The 20,379-nt window shown below is 37.5% G+C and carries 16 protein-coding genes; 9 read left to right on the top strand and 7 right to left on the bottom strand.

Features of this window, described 5'->3' with window-relative positions; genetic code table 11:
• Positions 1 to 59 precede the first annotated feature (59 nt).
• Genes XEN7305_RS27060 through XEN7305_RS23260 form a run of 4 tightly spaced genes read left to right on the top strand, consistent with a single transcriptional unit; the run spans position 60 to position 6,254 of the window.
• On the top strand, positions 60 to 3,239 hold the full coding sequence (locus XEN7305_RS27060; protein ID WP_006511991.1) for a CHAT domain-containing protein: 3,180 nt from the start codon (positions 60 to 62) through the stop codon (positions 3,237 to 3,239).
• Positions 3,236 to 3,949 carry a hypothetical protein gene (locus XEN7305_RS23270; protein ID WP_006511990.1) on the top strand — a complete coding sequence of 238 codons (714 nt, stop codon included), beginning with the start codon at positions 3,236 to 3,238 and terminating at the stop codon, positions 3,947 to 3,949. Before XEN7305_RS27060 ends, XEN7305_RS23270 begins: the two co-directional genes overlap by 4 nt.
• Positions 3,950 to 3,955: 6 nt before the next feature.
• Positions 3,956 to 4,645: a hypothetical protein gene (locus XEN7305_RS23265; protein ID WP_006511989.1), complete on the top strand. Its 690-nt coding sequence runs from the start codon at positions 3,956 to 3,958 to the stop codon at positions 4,643 to 4,645.
• Between the two features lie 16 nt (positions 4,646 to 4,661).
• On the top strand, positions 4,662 to 6,254 hold the full coding sequence (locus XEN7305_RS23260) for an alpha/beta hydrolase (protein ID WP_006511988.1): 1,593 nt from the start codon (positions 4,662 to 4,664) through the stop codon (positions 6,252 to 6,254).
• Between the two features lie 8 nt (positions 6,255 to 6,262).
• On the opposite strand, the gene XEN7305_RS23255 is transcribed toward XEN7305_RS23260, so the two are convergent.
• Both XEN7305_RS23255 and XEN7305_RS27935 read right to left on the bottom strand, forming a co-directional pair.
• Entirely contained in the window at positions 6,263 to 6,928 is a 666-nt protein-coding gene (locus XEN7305_RS23255; protein ID WP_006511987.1) for a hypothetical protein, read from the bottom strand.
• Positions 6,929 to 7,333: a RusA family crossover junction endodeoxyribonuclease gene (locus XEN7305_RS27935; RefSeq protein ID WP_071591387.1), complete on the bottom strand. Its 405-nt coding sequence runs from the start codon at positions 7,331 to 7,333 to the stop codon at positions 6,929 to 6,931.
• A 193-nt stretch (positions 7,334 to 7,526) separates the two neighbouring features.
• Between XEN7305_RS27935 and XEN7305_RS23245 the strand changes: the two genes are divergently transcribed.
• From XEN7305_RS23245 to XEN7305_RS23225, 5 genes are all read left to right on the top strand, one after another.
• Positions 7,527 to 8,030, top strand: coding sequence for a sterol desaturase family protein (locus XEN7305_RS23245; RefSeq protein WP_006511985.1), 504 nt, complete (start codon positions 7,527 to 7,529; stop codon positions 8,028 to 8,030).
• A 331-nt stretch (positions 8,031 to 8,361) separates the two neighbouring features.
• Positions 8,362 to 9,873, top strand: a complete 1,512-nt coding sequence (locus XEN7305_RS23240) for a hypothetical protein (protein WP_006511984.1) — start codon at positions 8,362 to 8,364, stop codon at positions 9,871 to 9,873.
• A gap of 44 nt (positions 9,874 to 9,917) precedes the next feature.
• Entirely contained in the window at positions 9,918 to 13,415 is a 3,498-nt protein-coding gene (locus XEN7305_RS23235) for an NACHT domain-containing NTPase (protein ID WP_006511983.1), read from the top strand.
• A gap of 75 nt (positions 13,416 to 13,490) precedes the next feature.
• A complete protein-coding gene (locus XEN7305_RS23230; RefSeq protein ID WP_006511982.1) occupies positions 13,491 to 14,528 on the top strand; it encodes an isocitrate/isopropylmalate dehydrogenase family protein in 1,038 nt (345 codons plus the stop codon).
• A 38-nt stretch (positions 14,529 to 14,566) separates the two neighbouring features.
• On the top strand, positions 14,567 to 16,567 hold the full coding sequence (locus XEN7305_RS23225) for a type I polyketide synthase (protein WP_006511981.1): 2,001 nt from the start codon (positions 14,567 to 14,569) through the stop codon (positions 16,565 to 16,567).
• A 79-nt stretch (positions 16,568 to 16,646) separates the two neighbouring features.
• Here XEN7305_RS23225 and XEN7305_RS23220 read toward each other — a convergent pair whose 3' ends face one another.
• From XEN7305_RS23220 to XEN7305_RS23200, 5 genes are all read right to left on the bottom strand, one after another.
• Positions 16,647 to 16,919 carry a Txe/YoeB family addiction module toxin gene (locus XEN7305_RS23220; RefSeq protein ID WP_006511980.1) on the bottom strand — a complete coding sequence of 91 codons (273 nt, stop codon included), beginning with the start codon at positions 16,917 to 16,919 and terminating at the stop codon, positions 16,647 to 16,649.
• The gene (locus XEN7305_RS23215; RefSeq protein WP_006511979.1) at positions 16,900 to 17,172 is read right to left on the bottom strand and encodes a type II toxin-antitoxin system Phd/YefM family antitoxin; all 273 of its coding nucleotides are present in this window, start codon (positions 17,170 to 17,172) and stop codon (positions 16,900 to 16,902) included. The genes XEN7305_RS23220 and XEN7305_RS23215 overlap by 20 nt, the downstream gene beginning before the upstream one ends.
• Positions 17,173 to 17,272: 100 nt before the next feature.
• Positions 17,273 to 19,096, bottom strand: coding sequence for a tetratricopeptide repeat protein (locus XEN7305_RS23210; RefSeq protein ID WP_006511978.1), 1,824 nt, complete (start codon positions 19,094 to 19,096; stop codon positions 17,273 to 17,275).
• Between the two features lie 130 nt (positions 19,097 to 19,226).
• Entirely contained in the window at positions 19,227 to 19,544 is a 318-nt protein-coding gene (locus XEN7305_RS23205) for an SH3 domain-containing protein (RefSeq protein ID WP_006511977.1), read from the bottom strand.
• 141 nt (positions 19,545 to 19,685) lie between these two features.
• The gene (locus XEN7305_RS23200; protein WP_006511976.1) at positions 19,686 to 20,180 is read right to left on the bottom strand and encodes a Spy/CpxP family protein refolding chaperone; all 495 of its coding nucleotides are present in this window, start codon (positions 20,178 to 20,180) and stop codon (positions 19,686 to 19,688) included.
• Positions 20,181 to 20,379: the final 199 nt, after the last annotated feature.

The following is a 20,379-nucleotide window of genomic DNA, read 5'->3' as shown; positions in this document are numbered from 1 at the left end:
AAAAGGAAGGCTAACAAAAGTAGATTTAATATTGACCATGGTATTGAGTTGAACAAAGCATGTTCCGATTTCTCGATAAGTTATGGAAATGGATCAAAGGTTGGTTTGGGCAAAATAAAGCACCAGAAGTGAATGCTTATGAATCTACTATTCTGAAACCTGGACTTAGCGATTTAGAATACGAAAATTTGCTGGCGGAGCTGCTGGAAGAAGTGGTTCAGGGGAGAAATTGGGGACAAATTCAAGGATTTTTGTTTGGGAATAATCTGGAGCCAGAGAAGTTGGCGAGTTGGCTGAGGAGTTTTGGGCAGCGCTGGTTATTGCAGCCAGAGTCCCATCAGGAGTTGGGGCATCGATTATTGGTGCTGAGCAAAATTGCTAGAGATGAATTGAGGGAAGTAGCGAGAGAGTTGGGAGAAAATTTGGTTAGTGCAATAACTGAGAATGAGAAAAGACAACATTCTGAAACTATTAATAATTATGAATTTATAACTCCTTCTCAGCCTGGTTTGCAACCACCCCTAAATTTAGTTGGAACTGTGAAAGAGCAGAATAGTGCTGAACTACAGAATTATGGATATTTCTATGACCAAGGAGTTGAATTACGTAGAGTAGGAAAAAATGAAGAAGCATTAGCTTTTTTTTACCAGGCACTTAATCATGATCCTGATACTGATTTTGGTTTGTTTTTACTATTTTGTGGCAGAACACTAAATGATTTAGGAAGAACGGAAGAAGCATTAGCTTTTTTCGACTTATTACTTAAGACTCATCCCTCCTTTTGGGTTGCTTGGTTTGAACGTGGTCGGACATTATATGATTTGAGAAGATATGAAGAGTCATTAACCTCCTATAATCAGGCAATTAAACTCGAATTTGATGAGTATCTAACCTGGACAAACCGTGGGACAGTACTGTCTAAATTAAATAAAGAGGAAGAGGCATTAGCCTCTTATTGCCAAGCACTTAAGCTCAAACCTGACGATTTCGCAATTTGGCGCAGCTGTGGTGGTGCACTGTCTAAATTAAATAGAAAGGGAGAAGCATTCATCTTTTATGAGCAAGCACTTAAGCTCAAACCTGACGATTATATGACTTGCTATAACTACATAAGACATCTTTATTTATCCTCATGCCAAAGCTCATCTATTCCAAAAAATTTTGCTAGCATATTTTTCCTGGAAGTCAGCCAAGTTTCCCAAAGAACAATTCTTAGCTTGGAAGAATTAGATTTATCTCAAACAATAGTTAAATTAAAAACTTCTCTATATGATTCCCAGCTTTTACTAGCTAAAGCTTTTGATAATGATTGTTCAATCAGAATAATTAAACGAATTAGCCAAGATCCTCCAGAAGAACTTTATAACCTATTTCAGCAGCCTATTTCCAAAAAACTAATTCAATTCATTCAACAACCTTTTTCACAAAAAAGTATTTATTCGTTCAAACAAGACTTATTCTCTCATTCTCATTATTTCGATACTCTGCTAAACATAGGGGGCTATGAAGATGCAATCATCAGAGCAGAAGAAAAATTAGATCAAGCAATAAAACAAGAAACTCATTCTCTAGGATGGGGAAAGTTGCATTCCCTTCTTGGATATATTCACTATTTAGAGGGAAGAGAACATTCTCGTTCTTTTGATTATTGGCATAAAGCAGTCGTCAATTATAATCATGCCTTAGAAACCCTGACCGAGACAGATTACCCCAAAGAACATTTAGAAGTCCTACAAAATCTAATCAAAGTTCAACTAGGTTTCGGAAATAGCGAAGCCGCAGAGCAATTAAGACTCAAAGGATTAGAAGTTTTGAAAAATCTCTTGAATCAGACTCCATCCTTTGCTATTAAAAAACAACTACAACTCAAGTTTATTGATTTCCACCAATTAAGCGTCGATATCTTAATCAAGCAAGAACAAATAATTCAAGCCCTGACAAGTGCAGAACTGAGCAAAAACATTTGCCTAGATAATCTGCTCCATACTTGGCAAGAACAGACTGTTTGCCCTGGTTACGAACAAATTCAAGAGCTATTAACCCCAGAAACCGCCATAATTTATTGGCATCTCAGTCCTCAGTCCCTCAACACATTTATTCTCAAGGCTAATCTTGCCGAACCAATTATCCTATCCCAACCCATAGAACAACAGGAACCAACCCAACTTCCCCATTCTCTAAAACGCCTCCAAAAATATAAAACTTGGCTAGCAGAATGGAATCAGCAATACCAAGATTATCGCGGCAAAAACAAAAAAGTCGCCGAAGCAGAGCGTCGTAATCATAGTTGGCGAACGGAAATGTTTTCCCAACTGGCTAAACTCAAGATTATTCTCGATATTCCTACTATCGAATCTCATCTAGCAGACATCACTCAATTAATTCTGATTCCCCATCAAGACCTACATCGTTTGCCGCTACATCTTCTGTTCGATTCTTTTCTGACAAACCCCGAATCAACGATTAACTATTTCCCTAGTTTGCAAATTGCTTTGACGCTGCAACAGAAACAACCCCATCAGAATCAACCATCTCTCCTAAATATAGAAAATCCTGCCAACGATTTACCCTATGCCGCAATTGAATCTGTGCTGATCAATTCGATGTTTACCCAAGCCACTCACCTCGACACAGTAAACAATTCCCAACTCAAAACAGAATTAAAAGCAAATCATAATATTTTCCATTTCACAGGACATGGTGCTTACAATCAACACCAACCGCAAAATTCGGCTTTAACTCTTGCCCAAAAAGAACAAATCACAGCTCAAGAAATTAGCCAACTCAATTTAAAAAGCTATCAACTTATTAGCCTGGCGGCCTGCGAGACAGCGATTACAGGTCAAGAAACCATAGATACCGAATATGTTGGTTTAGTTAGTGGATTTTTGGAAGCAGGTGCAACTGCTGTTCTAAGTACATTGTGGACAGTGGAAGAAATTTCTAGTGCTTGGCTGATGATTCGCTTTTACCAATTGTATCTAGAGAAAAAGACCCCTGCTCTTGCTCTTAAAAAAGCACAAGCTTGGTTGCGATCGCTCACTTACTCTGAACTAAAAATTTGGCTTGAAGAACTAGCCGAAGAGATTAGAGCAACTCATCCCAACGTTTACGCCTATCTTCAAGATTTTATTAGAGACATTCAACAAAAGTCAGATAGAATGGATACAAATCACAGACCTTATGATGATCCCTATTATTGGGCAGCTTTTACTTGCACTGGCGGAAAGCTTTTATGAACATTATCGAGCAAACCACACTCCAAGCCTTCTTAATTGCTTTGACTCAAGTTGAAACTCCTCTACCACAACAGTTAAAACAAGAAGTTCAAGCAATTGCTGGCGATTTGGCAAGTAATCCTAGTCACGCGATTTCAAAAATAGCTCCATTAGTCGAAAAAAATCCTCAATTCAGTAAGTTTTATCAAACAGCACGTTCCAATTTGCAAAGGCAATATCGATCGCAGGAACGAGATAAATTTAGTATTAATGGCGGTGGAAGCTTAGCACTCGAAGAGAGCAGATCGCTAGAAGATATTGCTTACAAAATACTCTACTCAAATGATTTCCTCGCTACAGCTCAACAAATGGTTGAAAAAATGCAAGGCAGTCAGGATTCATTTGTCAAAACATTGCAAACGGCAGTTTCCGATGCCCAAGCAAAAGCTGATTTAAAAACTATTTCTATTCTTAAAGCCTTAGAATTGAGACCTTTAACAGTGGAAAACTTAGCTTATCGTTTGGAAATGGATGAAGAGCAAACCTATCAGATTGTAAAGCGTTTGTGGCAAGAGAGAAAAATAGATTCTCTTCATGAAAGTACTTTACGTAAAATCTTTCCTTTTTTGATACCTAGAAATCAATCCTCTAAAATAGATCCAACAAATACCTATCTGACTACTACTTCTTTGGGCTATTTCTATCTCCATCCCATTATTGAGGTGGCTTAGAAAAAAGTGCAGAAGTTTCTTACTGAATGGGGATTATATATTCTGATTGCGATCTTTCCTGGAATAGTAAATGTTATTGCTGCTTGGCAGGAATTTAATAAACAAAGCAGATTTCTCCCCTTTTTCAAGCCTCTTAAGAGTTCAGGTTTTTGGCTTTGGTTATTCTTACAATTTATTACACCAACTTTATTATTTTGGTGGATTAGTGACTTTAATTCTAAACCTAAAATCGATATCGTTCTGGTATTTGAGGCTATTGTCTTAGGAATTGGATTTGTTGCAATTTTAAATGCAAGTACAGAGGTTGGCACTTTATCTTTTAGCCTTAAGCCTGTTTATAATTTCTTTGTGGATATAGCTTATAATTTGATTGCCAAGGAGCAAACTCGCCATACTGCTAAATTTTGGAATGATGTAGAAATAGAACTGAATCAGTCTAGTAACGATTTAAATTCTGGATTTGATTATTTAAAAAATTATTTGCGCTCAGATCTTTCTCTGCGTCGTAAGCTAGAAGAACTCGAAAAAAAACTTGAACAATTAAATAAAACTCAAAACAAAGCACCAAGATTAGAACAAGTAAAAGATACGATAAGTCTAATCGAAGATAATGTGAGACGAGGTGACTTACAAGAAGTGTTGAGGAATTTTAATTGTAGCCAACAGTTAATAGACAAGTATTTTAATGAATCATGAATCAAAATAAAAACCGATGTTGCCAAAGTTGAAATTAGCCAAGTACAGCCTGCTGGTAATGTTTGCGACCTTAATTAATGCAGTTGCTTTAGCATCTCCAACTATTCCCGCAGAAATCATTAATTTCAACTATAGTTTGCTGGGTTTTGAAGTCAAAGTTGCTGATTTAGAACTTTTTGCCAAGCAAGGACAAATCACCAAAAATCTCAATTTCTACCTCAAAAGAATTTCGCCTCAACAAAGGAAAAAATTACAACAATTTCTCACTCAAAGCTACGAAGTCGATCCGGTGCTAGTTTATCGTTATTTGAGGACTTCCGTTGGTATCAAATTATTTGAGCGTATTGGAAATATTATTCAAATACCTCATGATATCAACGGCTTTTATGGCCTGAGAGCTTCTGTCGTCCAAGCTGCGGCATCTGCTGAGGGGATTAATTTTATTGATTTTTTAAAAAGTTTCCCCACAGATATTAAGCTAAATCTTCCAGAATTAATTAAATTGGTTGAGCAAGTCTCTGATAGCGAAAAAGACACCGCAAAATTTATTGCGAGTATTCAAGAACAAACATTAGAATCAAAAGCCATCGGCAAAAATAGTCCAGACTTTAGCTCCGATGGTCAATTTACGGTTACGAAACAAACTAGAGAATTTTACGATCATCAACGCGATCGCAATTTAGTTTCAGATCTCTATCTCCCCCAGGGAACTACTAGTAAAATCTCTGTAATTGTGGTTTCTAATGGTTTGGGAGCTAAACGCGATCGCTTTAAAGAATTAGCCCATCATCTCGCCTCCTATGGTTTTGCCGTCGTAATTCTCGATCATCCAGGTAGCGATCGCAAACGAGAAAAGGCTTTTCGCAATTGGTTATATCAAGAAAATTTTGATGCCACAGAATTTATCGACCGACCTTTAGATATTAGTTTTATCTTGGATGAGTTGGCGCAAACCCAGCAAGTAGAGTTTCCTCAGAGGCTTAATCTCAAGCAAGTTGGGATTTTCGGCTATTCGCTCGGTGGCACGACGGCAATGTCCTTAGCCGGGGCGCAAATCAATTTTGAGCAACTAGAACAAGATTGTGCTCAGCCGTTAAACCTGCTCAATATTTCGATTTTGTATCAATGTCGTGCCCTAGAATTGCCCAGAGAAACGCGATCGCTCAAAGATGAACGGATTAAGGCCGCTTTTCTGTTTGTTCCATTTGGTAAAAGTCTTTTTGGGGAAGCAGAATTGGCTAAGATTGACATTCCCACAATCTGGCAAGTTGTCGATAAAGACTTTCTAACATCTTTGTTGGATGAGCAAATTCCTGCTTTTAATGCCTTGACCAATCGCGATCGCTATCTTGTGATTTCGGAAAAATTGCCTCACGCCAATACAACGGCCTCCAAAGAACAGTCATCTTCGCAAGCTGAGACATCGCGAATTACGAAAAATTATCAAAATATTTTGTCTTTAGTTTTCTTTGAAAGTTATGTTGCAGAAAATGCCGACTATCCTAGTTATCTAAGTTCAGAGTATATTCAGTCAATTTCGCAAGAACCTTATAATTTACACATGTTGTATGACTCACAAATAAACAATATGAATACAAAAATTGATTAACGAGCATACTACTGATGAAATTCTTGGAGTAGTTGTTCTGTAATTTTAATTAAATCGTCAACAAGATTCTGGGGAATAGGTGTAGTTTTAAATCCATGTGCGATCGCATTACGGAATAAAAACGAATTCATTAGTATTTGATATTCAGATTGTCCAATGATTCCTTCCGTTGCTAATGATTGCAATAAATGCCTTGAATCAAATTTCTGTAAACTTAGTCCTTCTTTTTCCGCAACGAGTCTTAAAGATGCTTCGATTAGAGACCAGGAGTATAAAAGAGCTGATTCTAGATCATGTTGTGAAATCTGACGGACTGTTGCCAAACGGGACTTTATTTCATCTTCCTTGAAAGACCCTTCAGCTTTTATTGAATATATGGCGTCTTCTGGGTTAGTCATGACTAACTCTAATCGCCAACCAGGATGCTGTTCTATTATTTTGGTCAGATTGCGTAGATATTGAGTGGAAGCAGGATTCAGTGAAGCACGAGACCTGACTTCAATCACTACTGTCTCATCTTTATTTCTCACAACCAGATCGAGACGATAGTTTTTTAGGAAATCGGGGAGGTCTTCTGAGCTAGGATGAAATAAGATTTCATAACCTTTATCTCGATATTCTTCAGCTCTTTGCAATAATTGCTTTCTTTCTATCTTTGATGTTGATATTAACATTTAAGTAATCACCTCTTGATCAGGTGCATCAGTTACAACAATGTGCAAAAACTGGTTGCCATGAACAAACCCTTCCAGTAAAGTCTCAGTCATATTCACCATTGTGAATTTACCAAATAAGTATCTCTTTCTAACGAGAATATCAGTCACCTGATTATCATCAATATAAGCTAATCCAATAATGGCATCTTGAATTGGTTTAACAATATTATCCACATCCATAGCAACGGAATCATAAAAATAAGTCACTTGTAGCATAACGAACCCATTAGCTATTTTGTTTTCTGACAACCAATATTTCTCAGCTTCTTGTCGCACATTTTCTTTCCAAGTTCTTAATCGTTGCCGCCTCCGAGTTTGCTGCGATACGGGTGGTCCATCTACTATAAACTCAAACTTTTTCAAATGATTTCCAAAGATGAAATTTTCAGCAATTATCCTATCATTTTGCGGAGAAGACCTTCGTTTTAAGTAATGATAACGTCAAAAATCATTAAATATTCTAAAATTAGGTTGATTTCTGATTAATTTCTTGTTATCGATTATAAGTATTTATCAATTTATATAGCTCTCACTATAAACCTAACAAAAAAGTTGCATGGTTAACCTAGTTCATGTCTTAACACTCATCTTATTTGCGATCGCGGCTTTCATCGTATCCAGCCTAGTCGAATATTTCGCTCATCGCTTAATGCATATTTACCCCAAAGCATTCCCCCCCCATCCCCAACATCACATTGAAAATACCGGACAAGGTTTTTTCTTGGAATTAGTCGAGTATGTAAAATTTAGTTGCCTAGCGATGCTGACGTTTTTTCCCTTCTCTTGGGAGCTTGGTTGGAGCTGGCTCATTGGCTCATTGGCCTATGCAATTTTCGCGGCCTATGCTCATCAATTGCAGCATGATAATCCCAAGGCTTGTTTTTGGATGAAAATGCCTGTGCACTATGTCCATCACGAATATGATCAATGGCATCATAATTTTGGCTTGGGAGTCGATTGGTGGGATCATGTTTTCGGAACTTATAAAGAGGCTGATTGGTTAGTAGAAAAAGCTCAGGATGTACCGAAGAGAAAACCTTTAAAATTGAAATGGTATTGATTGTTTGAGGGCAGATGGCAGATGGCAGATGGAGAATTGAGGAGGGTAGGAGAAAATAAACAATCGACAAAAAAAATCTTCTGTTAATCTCTGGCTGGGGATAAGTTTAGTATTTGCCCTGTACTATGGCTTATGGTTTTATTATTATGTTTTCAGCCAAGATTACATAATTCAAGATGATGCTAGGCAGCATGTAGTCTGGTTACAAAGATTTGTCGATCCAGAATTATTTTCGCAAGATATTATTGCCAATTACTTTCAAAGTCTGGCTCCTGTTGGCTACAAAGCGTTATATTTCTCAGTAGCTAAAGTTGGGATTGAACCTCTTGTCTTGGCAAAGATTTTACCTCCAATTTTGGGGCTAATTACTTCTATCTATGTCTATTTATTTACTCTCGAAATATTGCCCATTGGAATTTGTGGATTTTTTAGTAGTTTATTTATTACTCAACTTATTTGGCTCAATGACGATCTAGTTTCGGCAACTCCTAGGGCTTTTCTTTATCCTTTATTCGCAGCTTTTTTATATTATTTATCTCAAAACAAATTAATTCCTTGTTTAGTATTAATGCTACTGCAAGGTTTATTTTATCCTCAGTTATTGTTGATTGAAGTAACCATTATAACTCTGGTTTTATTCGAAAATAATGGTAATTTTTTAATTAAACTTTTGCCCCACAGTAAAATCAAGACGAAAATTAAAAGAGAACCCTTCTGCCGTTATGCGAAGCGGTATCCTTTAGGGCTGCCTTCTGCCTTCTGCCTTCGTTGGTGGATATTAGGATTAATTGTCACTGCGATCGCGCTTTACCCAATCACTCAAAAAGCAGCCGAGTTAGCAACTGTGGTTTCCGCTCAGCAAATGCAGCAAATGCCAGAGTTCAATCTTGATGGTCGAAGTCCCTTTTTCGGTGGTGGCTGGCTCGATTATTGGTTTACTGGCTCTAGTGGTCTCAATCTTCCGATCTTCCCCACAATAATCTGGTTAGGTGTGGCCTTACCTTGGTTACTTAAGACTAAATTGCCAGTTATTAATTTAATTACTCAGAAAATAGCTATTTTAAAACAGATCACTATTGCATCTTTATTGATGTTTCTGCTGGCTCATCTTTTGCTGCCAAGACTACATTTACCTAGTCGTTATACTTACCATAGTTTACGTTTTGTTTTGGCGATCGCAACGAGCATTGTCATCACAATACTATTCGATTTGGGCAAAACTTGGGTAAGAAAAAAAATCAGAGCAAACAAATCTTTGACGTTATCAGAGAAAATTAAAATCACCCTGATTACTCTTTTTAGTTTCGCTATAATTATTGTTCCTGCCGTGCCCTACGTTTTTATTTATGGGTTTCAAAATTGGCGTGTTGGAACAAACTCGGAAATCTATGAGTATTTGGCCGAGCAACCTAAAGACATTATTGTTGCTTCTTTAAGTAAGGAAATTAATAATATTCCTGCATTTACTCAGAGATCTATTTTAGTAGGAGAAGAGTTTGCCCTAGCTTATCATCCTAGTTATTACAATCAAGTTCAACAAAGAGTGATCGCATTAATCCAAGCTCAATATAGCCCTGATATCGAAGTTTTAAAATCCCTTATTCAGCAATACGATGTCGATTATTTGCTTTTAGATAATACAGCTTTTACAACCGAATATTTACTAGATAATAATTGGTTAATGAATAGTTCTTGGTCGGATGTGACGAGAAACGCGATCGCAGATTTAGAATCAGGCTCTTCTCCTATCTTGCTTGAATTTGTCAAACCTTGTTCTGTGTTATCCACAGAAGATTTCAATTTATTGAATATTGATTGCGTCTTGCAACAGAAAGGTAATTAATTGTTTGAGTTAACCTAGTTGAATAACAATTCCTCCAAAGATAAATGAAGCAGGGACATCAAAAGCAAATTTTTCTCTCGGTTGCTATTTTAGTTAGCTTTTTATCGGCAATTCCCTCTTTTGCTCAACAATCACAATCTTCTTCCCCTCATTCGACTACTTCTCCTACTAAAAACACTTCACCATCTCAGACAACAACACCCAAGAAACCAGTAAACTCAAAATCTACAAATACGACTCCCACTAATAAGCCATCACAGCCAACAAAAACACCGAATAAATCTACGCCTACAACTCATCAACCTGAGAAAAATCTTAATTTTGTGGAACGTAACGAAGGGGATTGGATTAAGTGGACAGGTTGGATTACTGCTGCATTAATAACTGGTGGGTTTACCATCTACGGATTAAGTTACAGCAGAAAATCTAAGTTGGAAGAAATTAGATTACAGCATCGATTAAAACAAGAAACAGAACAAGAAAAAGAAAATAAAGAAACAAAAACAGAGTTAAAAGCTAAGGAAGAACTCAAAAAAACAGCTTCACAATGTGCTGAAAAATATCGTCAAACAATTATTACAGAAATGTGCAGCCTTAGCATTTGCAACTTGCCAAATGTTCCTAGCTCAATCAGTTTGGAAAGTGTATACATAGAGTTAAGTATTAAAGAAGAAGAATTACTAAGTTACAAAAATCAAAATGAAATTGTTTCCTCAGCTAAAGGAGACCCTAACGCATTACTACAAAAGTCGCAATTACATCTCACTGAAAAATCGACTACTGCTATGTCGCCAGTAGAAGCCTTAATACAATTTTCTCATATTATTGTGTTGGGAGATCCAGGTGCGGGCAAAACCACGATGCTACGTTTCCTAGTATTGAAGATGGCAAAACGCGATGAAAATCAGTTACCTTACTTGCCCTTATATGTAGACTTAGGTAATTTTATTGCAAGTTCAACAAATGATTTATTTGAATTTATAGCTACCGAATGCGATCGTAACTATGAATTTTCTCAAGCAATTAATTATTTAACTGAACAATTGGATAGTGGTAAAGTAGCATTCCTCTGCGATGGCTTGGATGAAGTCTTAGGTGGCGAAAACGAAGAAGAAGCTCAAATTGCTTATAATTTAGCAATACAAGAGATTAATAGATTAAAAACAAGATTTCCAAAAGCTCCAATTATAGTTACTTGTCGTAAAGCTGGCTGGCGTAGAGGATTAAAAAATTTCAAAACCCTTGAGGTTTTAGATTTTAGTTGGAAGCAAATACAATTCTTCATTGATAAATGGTTTAAATATGATCACGAACGAGGATATGGACTAACAAGAGCATTATCGGGTAATCTTCGAATGCAAACTTTAGCTGCTAATCCTCTAATTCTTTCTCTAATTACTATTGTTTATCAACAAGATTTAGAATTACCTGAACGTCGTGCAGAATTATACAAACGTTGCTTGGAAGTCCTATTAAGAGAATGGGATGCATCTCGCAATATCAAACGTTTTAGCAACTTTACTACCGATCGCAAACTTGACTTATTAAAAGAACTAGCCTGGGATTTTCATAATAAAGGAAAACGTTATTTCCCAGAGAATGAACTATTATCGATAATTGCCAACTTTCTAAAAGCAATTAATATTAAACCTGATAATAATAAGGCTATTCTTCAAGAAATTGCTGCTCAATATGGTTTGCTCAAAGAACAAGCTATTGGTTGGCATGGGTTTCTACATTTAACTTTTCAAGAATATTTAACTGCTTTAGCTGCAAAGGATCGTCTTCAAGAAAGTTTACCAAAGATCATCCTTTATCGGAGAGATCCTTGGTACACAGAAGTAATTTTGCTGTTGTCAGGAATGATGGCAGATTCAACACCATTACTGTTAGGGATTTTAGGTCACTCAATTAGTACTCAAATATTACCCAAAGGTAAATTAGCAATTAAGGATAATTTTTTTCATGGCGATCTACTTTTAGCAGCCAGATGTCTTGTTGGGACACCCATTATTCGTTTACGCGGTTTGAGAGAGAAAATAATTGCTGAAGTAAAAAGTTTACTATCAAATTCGACTTACACATTCGACTGGGAAAATGCCGCTAATGTTTTGATGGAAATTGGAGGAAATAAGCTAGAAAATTATCTATTTGATATTCTTGAGAATTCAAAAGAAAATAAATGGCGAAGAAAAGCAATTACGATTGCTCTTGGTAATTATGGTTCTCATCAAACTTCGGAACGTTTAATAGATTTTGTAAAAAAAGAGACAGATAAGGCCAAAGCGAATGAGATTGTAATTGAAGGTGTTATAGATAGCCTTATAAAGTTGAAAGCAAGTTTTCTCTCTTCTCAAATTCTATCGATTTTAAAAGGGCAGCGATACTTTTATCCAAATATAACTCTTTCTATTAAGTCAAATCTTGCAAGAGCATTAGGTGAATTAGGGGAAAAAGCTATGGTTTCCGAGCTTATCAGTATCTTAAAACAAGAGGAACGAGAAGTTGCCTTGATCTCGATTGGACTTGGTAGCAGATTAGCAATTATAGAATCAATATTTAGACTAAGCGATTTAGATCAGGCCTTAGATTTATTGTCAATGCTATCAAGTGAACATGCTGATGAACTGACTAAATTAGCTGTTGCTATGGCTGCAAAATTCTCAAAGCATACATTGGAATTAGCTGATTCAATAATTGGATATCTTCAAGATGAATCTATTGGATGGCAAACTAGATTTGTTTTGACTGAATCTTTGGAGAATCTTCCATTAAAGGAATTAAAATCTTTATTTAAAATACTAGATAATCCTGATATTGATTTTAGAGTTCGTGCAGGAATAGCTGCAACGTTTGGGATGAGGAGGATAGAAGATGTTATTCCTTTTTTGAGCGAAGTAATAGAAGAGATGAATAAAATTGATTTTTATATTATCAATAAGAAACTTAATAATATAATTCCACCGGGTTTACTTATTAGGAACTTCACTTATAGAGGTTATATCTGGCATCGAGTAGCAGACTCTTGCAAAAAATTAAATAATAATTCCATAGCTTTAACGTTTATAAGATATTTCAATTGCAGAATATCAGAACTTGAAAATAATTCAGATATTTTGGTGACTGATATTTTAGGAAATGTAGAAGAAGTCATATATTCTGCTTCTATCTTTAAACCTAAAGAAATATCAAAAAAGCTATTATGGTTATTGTCTCAAGAAGATTTAGATTACTATCATAATGACATCGCTGAATTAATTGTATGGCTAGTAACTAAATCATTAATTCCCCAATTACTCAATTTATTATTAGAGCGTTCCAAATTTGAGGTGAGCCAAGTAACATGGGCAAGAATAGTGTACTCAATTGGCCAAGAGGCAGATGATCGCAAAACCTTGGAAACTTTACTGACATTGCTTTCTTTAGCTACAGATCAAGAAGTTGATTTAGCTGATGAACTCTACCTTGCTATTAATTTTCTCAGTCGTAGGTTGAATTTACATATTACTGCTAATGGACATATAGAAGGAGCCGTTGTTTAATTTTTCGGCGTCTCTTATTGTTCCATTTAAGAGAGAATAAGCATAATAAAAATAGCTTAAATTTATATTTTAGCAATGAATAATCAATATCGGATAGCAGCTCTACCTGGAGAAGGAATTGGCCTAGAAGTAGTAGAAGCCACCCTCGTAATTTTGCAAAAACTGGCTCAAAAACATGATTTTCAACTACAAATAGATTACGGTGTGATCGGTAAATCGGCATTTCAAAAATATGGTTCTTATTTTCCTGAAACCACAGCTCAATTATGTGAGCAATCCGACGGTATTCTCTTTGGTGCAGTAAGCAAAGGCGGATTACTCGAACTCCGAAAACGATTTGATTTTTTTGTGAATCTTCGTCCAGTCAAAACTTTTCCTAGCTTAATTGATAAATCCAGTTTGAAACGAGATTATCTATCGGGAGTAGACATCCTATTTGTCAGAGAATTAGTCAGTGGCATCTATTTCGGAGCAGCAGGCAGAGGAGAAGATACACAGGGAAATTATGGCTATCACACCATGCAATATTACGATTGGCAAATTAAACGAATTGCTAAAGTGGCCTTCGCCAAAGCTCAAAAACGTCGGGGTTTACTGACAGTTGCTCACAAAGAAAATGCCTTGCCCTATTTGCCCTGGACTGATTTAGTTGCAGAAGTTGCCCAGGAATATCCCGACGTTACAGTCGAGCCGATGTTAGTAGATAATTTGGCAATGCAATTAGTGATCAACCCTCAGCATTTTGATGTAATTTTGGCAGGCAATTTATTCGGCGATATCCTAAGTGATCTTGGCGGTGCGTTGGCAGGCTCAGTTGGTTTACTTGGTTCCGCCAGTCTCAATGAAGCTGGATTTGGCCTCTATGAGCCGATTCATGGCACAGCGCCCGATATTGCCGGAAAAAACCAAGCCAATCCCTTGGGTACATTGGCTAGTGCGATGATGATGCTAGAACAATGGGGAGAACGAGACGCGATCGCAAACCTACAAGCAGCTTGGAACAAAATTCTCACCCAAGGTTATCGCACTCGTGATTTATACTCTCAAGAACCTGAAATTCTCGTCACGACTCAAGAATTAGTAGAATTATTCCTTGAAGAAATTGAAAATTAAAAATTATTTCCTCATCCCTCATCCCTCATCCTTGATTTATGTCCTTGTCTCCTACGAAAAAAGCTTTACTAGCATTAAAACAAATGCAAAGTAAATTAGGCGCTCTCGAAAAAGCCCAGCATGAACCGATCTCAGTAGTAGGAATGGGTTGTCGTTTTCCTGGAGCCAATAACCCTCAAGAATTTTGGCAATTATTAGCCAACGAGCAAGATGCGATTACTCAGATTCCCGCTGAACATTGGGACAAAGATCAATATTACAATGCACAATCTGCTACCCCAGGAAAAATTTGTAATAACTATGGTGGATTTGTCCCCCATCTTAGGTCATTTGACGCCAGTTTTTTCCGGATTGCCCCCAGGGAAGCCGCAAGTCTCGATCCGCAACAAAGACTTTTATTAGAAGTGAGTTGGGAAGCCCTGGAAAATGCTGCGATCGCCGCCGAAAAAATTCAAGGTAGTCAAACGGGAGTATTTATTGGAATCTCGGCAACGGATTATTGGCATCAATTATTAAGCAGAAAGCAATCCGAGATTGATGCTTATCTCACCACGGGCAATACCCATAGTTTGGCTTCTGGGCGTTTATCGCATTTTTTCAATTTTACTGGCCCGAGCATTTCTCTCGATACGGCTTGTTCCTCTTCTTTGGTAGCAGTTCATTTGGCGATCAAGAGTTTACGCGATCGCGAATGCAATTTAGCTCTAGTTGGCGGAGTAAATCGCTTGATTTCACCTAAAGTTAGTATCAATTTTTCCCAAGCGAAAATGCTCTCTCCTGATGGTCGTTGCCAGACTTTTGATGAGGCGGCTAATGGTTTTGTGCGATCGGAAGGTTGTGGCATTGTGGTGCTTAAAAGACTTAGCGATGCGATCGCAGATCGAGATCATATCAGAGCTGTGCTACTCGGTTCAGCTGTTAATCAAGATGGCCGCACTAGCAGTATTACCACTCCTAATAGTTTGTCCCAGCAAGCCGTAATTAAACAAGCTTTAGCCAATAGCAAAGTGTCAGCGGAGCAAGTTGGTTATCTGGAAACTCACGGCACAGGAACCTCTTTGGGAGATTTGATCGAAGTTGAAGCGTTAAGTTCTGTGTTTGCCAATAATCAGCAATTAATGCTTGGTGCGGTGAAAACTAATATTGGTCATTTAGAATCCGCTTCAGGAATCGCAAGTTTAATTAAAGCAGTCTTGGTTTTGGAGAATGAATCGATTCCGGCTAATCTCCATTTGAAAAAGCCGAATTCGGCAATAGAATGGCAAAATTTACCTTTTAAACTTCCCCAAAATGCGATCGCTTGGCCAAAAAGTGAACAGCCCAGAATTGCCGGGGTCAGTGCTTTTGGGTTTAGTGGAACGAATGCCCATGTTGTTTTAGGTGATGGGGAGTTGGGGAGTTGGGGATATGGGGAGATGGGGAGATTGGGAGATGGGGAGACAAGGGAGCAGGATTTATGTTTGTTTACTTTATCGGCTAGGAGTGAAAAGGCTCTTCAAGAGTTGGTGAAACGTTATCAAGAATATTTAATAACTTCAACTGATTCGATACAAGATATCTGCTTGACTGCTAACACAGGGCGATCGCATTTTAACTATAGATTGGCTGCGACTACGACTTCTACTGAAGAGTTACAAACAAAATTAACTCAGTTTCTTAATGAGGAAATGTACCCCGACCTATGGCAAGGTAAGGCCAATCTTAATCAAGAGCCGAAACTTGCTCTGGAATTTGTGGAGCAGGTTAGTGGTGATTTAAAAGATTTAGCGCAATCTTTGATTGCTACCCCGATTGTTTCTTTAGATATTGCTGAGATTTGTTGGTCAATTGGTAGCCAAGAAGTTAATGAGAGCTTAACGGTGATTTATTCTGGCATAGATTCAGAATTACGCGATCGGCAACTATTGATTTCTGGGTTAGCTCAACTTTATGTCTTAGGAGTTGCGATTAATTGGGACGTTTTAATGAAAGATAGTCATTGCAAAAAAATAAGTCTGCCTACCTATCCTTTTCAACGAAAAACTTATTGGCTAGATTGAGAAATCATCACATTAATTATTTTTAAACCAGTATATTCGGTTCTGTTTCCCATGCAGGTTTTTTTAATTTTATTCTAGACTAGACCAAATTATCATAGTGACCACCTATGGCAAATATGTAAATATAGTCACTATCAAACTTATAGATTATCCGATCTTTTTGTGATAACCTTCGAGACCAAAGACCCGATAAATTATGTTTAAGAGGTTCGGGTTTTCCAAGTCCTGATTTGGGATTTCCTCTCAGCATTTCTTTGAGGATTTTACGAAGGTTTTTGTGCATTTTTGGGTCTTTTTGCCTCAAGTCCTCATACACTTTCCAGGTATCTCCTTCAAACACTAAGGATCTCATCGATCTCCTCATCAGTTAGTTTATAGCCCTGTCCTTGCATGTGGGTGACCATTGACTTAGCAATTTGTTTCATTAAACTACTATTTTGCAGCACCTGTAAGGTTTCTTGTTCCCGTTCCCAGTCTTCAGCACTAACCACGACAAAATCCTCCCCATTGCGGCGAGTAACCTTGAGTGGGTTATGTTGATTAATCACTTTTTCTACACAGTCTTTCAACGTTTCCCGGAACTTGTTTACACTTATACTATCCATTGGAACAACTTTTAGGCGTACGGTATTACCGTACAGCTTATCTCAAAGTCGTATCATGGTGGAGCATCAAATCTACCCAATAATTTAGTTTTTTCACCATTTACTCTAAATATTCAGTTAAAAGTTGGGGAATATAATCGTAACCATCAACTCCAATCAAAGTGATTATTTGCGATCGCAACTCAGCTAATAACTGATTAAAAGCCGCATCTCCTAATTGACCTTTAAGAATAGTTATCAACCCCGCACTTTTGCGCCATTCGAGAGAATTAATTTGTTTGAGGAGATAGCTACCTAGACATCCATGATAAATACTATGCTTGAGATCTTCTATACTGTAATAAGCTTCTGCCAGATAACTATAACTCAGCCCTTGTAAATAGACGTCTTGTGCCATCGTAGCGAGTTTTACCCCCTTTTCGAGAAAAGCGATCGCAGATGTTGGTTGCGCCAAAATTACATAGGCAATTCCCAAGCTATTATTCACCAAAGACTGAGTTTGCAGATCTTCAGCTTTTTCCGCGAGTTGCAAACCCTGCTCAAGATAGCGGATCGCTTCGTTGTAAACCTCTGCATCCATAGCATCGATGTCTCGCGCCGCAAATACTTTGCTATACCCAAGATTAACTAGGGCATTTGTTTCGCCTAGGCGATCGCCACTTTGACGCGCCATAATTAACGCTCTTTGGCTGTAGTTAATCGCAGTTTCGTAATCTTTTTGTTGCACATAAGTTCTGCTCAAATGATTGAGATTAGCAATTTCGCAGGATTTATCTTGAGCTTCTCTGGCAATTTCTATAGCCTCCTGATGAAAAGCTAATGCTTGTTCATAGCGCCCCAGAGTTCGTTGCGAATATCCGAGCAGAGTAAGAATCCGACCTTTTTCCTTATTTCCTTCTATTTGCCGGATTGGTTCGCTCAAATATGACAAAGTGTTTTGTAAAAATTCCCCTGAAAAAGAGACAAAAATCCCGCTATAAAGAGGAAAATCATCCCTCAGCGCAAATAAACGCAAAATTTGTAGCATAATCTGGAAACAACCTTCGCGAAATCGATTATTGCTAGTGAAAGTTTGGGACAATTCGAGCCAGATAACAGCAAAAGTCAAAAAAGTACTATAGGAAAGTTGCTTGCCAAATTCGGCATTGTAGGGCTGTTTGTCATACCAGGCAACCAAGCCTTGTTGAATATATTGGAGTAAAATCACTAACTCAACCCAACCTCGTAACTCGATGTTGTTGGTGACTCCTCCCAAGTCTGCGATCGCTCTTTGCTCAGCTAGAGCTTGAAATAATTGTTTTGGCAGAGGATTATCTACTTTTTTCACCCAAACTCGCCAAGGGTTCGGTTTTTCCCTAGCAAATCCAATACTCCTTTGCGATTCATACATCCAGCTAATTAAATCATCTTCGAGCTGGGAAAAAGTAGTTAAGCCTGCAATAATCCCTGTGGCTATTTGTTGGCAATCCTGAGCTAACTGAGCATTCTCAAGGTTAGTGACAGAAGTTTCCAAACTTTGAGCTAATTGTTGCAATTTATCGCGATTTAGAGGCTCTTTTTGATTAATATCAATAATTTGAATCCAGTTTGCGACTATCTGCTCAGTGGTAGAACCAAGAAGCTGATCCGTGGCATCAGCGATCGCATTTTGTTGTTGATGGGCTTTTTGCCATCTTTTGTACTGGGTTTCAATAGTTGTTAAAGCTCGCAAAACTCTTGTTGCCTTGAGTTTTTTATCTAATTGATTATTTGTCGACTCGATGCGTTGAGCCAAGCACCGTTCCCAGACTTCTCCCGTACCAGATTCAATCCCTCGTTCTAACATGATATAAACCCTTTCTGTAGAGGCAATTTTTCCCTGAAGAGTTTTGTCGACAATTTGGTCAATTAAGTCGAAATATTGGTCTGATAATGGTTGCGCCACGGTTTTGCATCGGTGAAGATCCTTATCATTATTGCAATTTTTAAGGCCAATCAGCAGAAAAAAACCCTACTTGATTAACAAGTAGAGCTACTAAGTCGTTGTTTACCTTGTCAAACCATATTTCTTAAATTTATTCCTGGTAGCATTCCAAAAATTCTCTGGCTACCCAGCCATAACCCATTTGGCCATCGACCCTCAAATATTGAATTTTTGCCCAATATCCATCGGCACTGATTCCATTCACATTAACGATATTGTTGTAAGGAAGAGTTGTGATAATTTGACTTCCGCCATTTATATATACATATAAGCCATTAGGGCGAGTTACTCTATAGGAGTAACAAAGTCTTTGAGCTTGGACTGGTTTGATTTGTGTCGTTTCCACAGCCATCAAACTTACAGTAAAACCAAGACTTAGCATTGCAAGCTTACTAATAAGTTTTTTCATTATTCTCAAGTCATAAACATATCTATTGAACTTAATTATTGAGTTAATTATGAAAGAGTTTTGAGATAATGACTGTGATTTTTTTGGAGTACTCAGGTGATCTTTATCAATGAAAATGCTATGGAATTGAGGTATAACATATTAATTCTGGAAATTATGATGACCTCTTCTGCCCCTATATTGTGCCATTAATTCTGACATTTGAGTGCGTTGTTCAGGAGTTAAAAGTTCTCTGACTTGCAACATAGTTTCAAAGCGATTCGTGCCTAATTGCTGACGCAGATTTTGAATTTTTTGATGCTGTTGTCGCAATTGTTCTTGGGAAGCATCACTAGCTAGTAGCGATCGCAATTCTTGATGGTTACTGCGCATTTCCTGAAATAAGGTTTCATTTTCGGAGTGAAACTCTTCGTGAATTGCGTCAATTTTTTGGGATTGTTCTGGCGTTAAATCTAGTTGTTCTAGCAGTTTCTTCATGTTCCCATGACCACCTTTTTGATTTCTATGGGCCAATTGGGTTATGGGCAATCGCGATTCTGTCGAGTTATTAGTTCCCGGATTTGAGGGCAAGGCATTAACCGCCAAGGGTGAAATTAATAAGGCTGTTGCGATCGCGGGAAACATATATTTATTCATCTTGAAAGCTCCTAGTTAATGCATAGTTGATAATTGCTTACAGTTCAATATTAAAAAATTAGGATATTGATTACATCGATCTATATTCCCAATTTGCTTTAGTACTTTAGGACTAATTAATTGAAAATTGCTTGTCCTCGAATGGGGAAAAATTAATAATTGATAATTAAGGCTTTTACCTCATCCTTCATCCCTCATC

Source organism: Xenococcus sp. PCC 7305 (assembly GCF_000332055.1).
GTDB lineage: Bacteria > Cyanobacteriota > Cyanobacteriia > Cyanobacteriales > Xenococcaceae > Xenococcus.
The sequence above is the reverse complement of the archived record's forward strand: the minus strand, read 5'-3'. Positions and strand labels throughout refer to the sequence as shown.

What these genes read in the sequence shown, in the direction of transcription:
- XEN7305_RS27060 (WP_006511991.1), top strand. Translation starts at nt 60, where the DNA reads ATGTTCCGATTTCTCGATAAGTTATGGAAATGGATCAAAGGTTGGTTT.
- XEN7305_RS23270 (WP_006511990.1), top strand. Translation starts at nt 3,236, where the DNA reads ATGAACATTATCGAGCAAACCACACTCCAAGCCTTCTTAATTGCTTTG.
- XEN7305_RS23260 (WP_006511988.1), top strand. Translation starts at nt 4,662, where the DNA reads ATGTTGCCAAAGTTGAAATTAGCCAAGTACAGCCTGCTGGTAATGTTT.
- XEN7305_RS23255 (WP_006511987.1), bottom strand. Translation starts at nt 6,928, where the DNA reads ATGTTAATATCAACATCAAAGATAGAAAGAAAGCAATTATTGCAAAGA.
- XEN7305_RS23245 (WP_006511985.1), top strand. Translation starts at nt 7,527, where the DNA reads ATGGTTAACCTAGTTCATGTCTTAACACTCATCTTATTTGCGATCGCG.
- XEN7305_RS23235 (WP_006511983.1), top strand. Translation starts at nt 9,918, where the DNA reads ATGAAGCAGGGACATCAAAAGCAAATTTTTCTCTCGGTTGCTATTTTA.
- XEN7305_RS23230 (WP_006511982.1), top strand. Translation starts at nt 13,491, where the DNA reads ATGAATAATCAATATCGGATAGCAGCTCTACCTGGAGAAGGAATTGGC.
- XEN7305_RS23225 (WP_006511981.1), top strand. Translation starts at nt 14,567, where the DNA reads ATGTCCTTGTCTCCTACGAAAAAAGCTTTACTAGCATTAAAACAAATG.
- XEN7305_RS23220 (WP_006511980.1), bottom strand. Translation starts at nt 16,919, where the DNA reads ATGAGATCCTTAGTGTTTGAAGGAGATACCTGGAAAGTGTATGAGGAC.
- XEN7305_RS23215 (WP_006511979.1), bottom strand. Translation starts at nt 17,172, where the DNA reads ATGGATAGTATAAGTGTAAACAAGTTCCGGGAAACGTTGAAAGACTGT.
- XEN7305_RS23205 (WP_006511977.1), bottom strand. Translation starts at nt 19,544, where the DNA reads ATGAAAAAACTTATTAGTAAGCTTGCAATGCTAAGTCTTGGTTTTACT.
- XEN7305_RS23200 (WP_006511976.1), bottom strand. Translation starts at nt 20,180, where the DNA reads ATGAATAAATATATGTTTCCCGCGATCGCAACAGCCTTATTAATTTCA.